Annotated in this window: 1 protein-coding gene; it reads right to left on the reverse strand. The window is 56.4% G+C overall.

Going from position 1 to position 748, the window contains the following annotated elements; genetic code table 11:
- Positions 1-49: 49 nt before the first annotated feature.
- A complete protein-coding gene (locus tag D2K64_RS24875) occupies positions 50-358 on the reverse strand; it encodes a hypothetical protein (RefSeq protein ID WP_157986125.1) in 309 nt (102 codons plus the stop codon).
- Positions 359-748 lie beyond the last annotated feature (390 nt).

A 748-nucleotide genomic window follows, 5' to 3' on the forward strand; every position in this document is an offset into this window, starting at 1 on the left:
CCATCGCCATTGCCCCCGTTGACCCGCGACAGTGAATCAGCTTCGCGCCTCAGCCGCGAGGTTTTTCGAAGTGTCCAAGAGCATCGATTCTCATGTGATCCGCAGCTCGTTCCAAGGCGTGGATAGTGTCCGGCTGGTCAGGGCGAATGGATCTTCCTTCGGCGTTCTTTACGATTCGTAACAATTCCAGCTTGCTCCATGACGTATCTGATGGAGCAACTGCCGAACGGATATCGCCGCGGATAAACCAATTTTTCTGCTTTAGAGGCGGCCGGGCCACCAATGCGGTGCTGCTACGAATACAAGCGTCCCCGCGGCGCCCGAACCCGCCATCCACTTCAGCATGGGGAAGGCGCATCAGTCATCCATGGTCATCCTCGAACCGGTACTGTGTGATCGAACACGGATACTCTTAATTGAGCAGTCAACATCTTACGACAGTCCGACCCTTGAAGCTCACTCTGCTTTGTTTGAGACGATCTCACTGGATGCGCTGGGAGAGGGCATGGGAGGTTGGGCACGAACGAGGCCCTTATGCTTTCAGCCCTGCCAGGCGGCAGTCGTTCTTGCTGAAGTCGGTGCCGAGAGACCTCAATATCCATGCGCCGTCTCGCTTTCCGGTGCTCCAGACAGGTGACGCGAGATAATCCAAATCTGATGCGAAAAATCAGGCGTTACCGGAGGCACTTCGGTTAATACCAACTCCCGATGGTCGTGACTCACGACGGGGGCTTCCCCGACACGGGGG

Origin of the sequence: Teichococcus vastitatis (genome assembly GCF_003604215.1) — a bacterium.
Taxonomy (GTDB): domain Bacteria; phylum Pseudomonadota; class Alphaproteobacteria; order Acetobacterales; family Acetobacteraceae; genus Pseudoroseomonas; species Pseudoroseomonas vastitatis.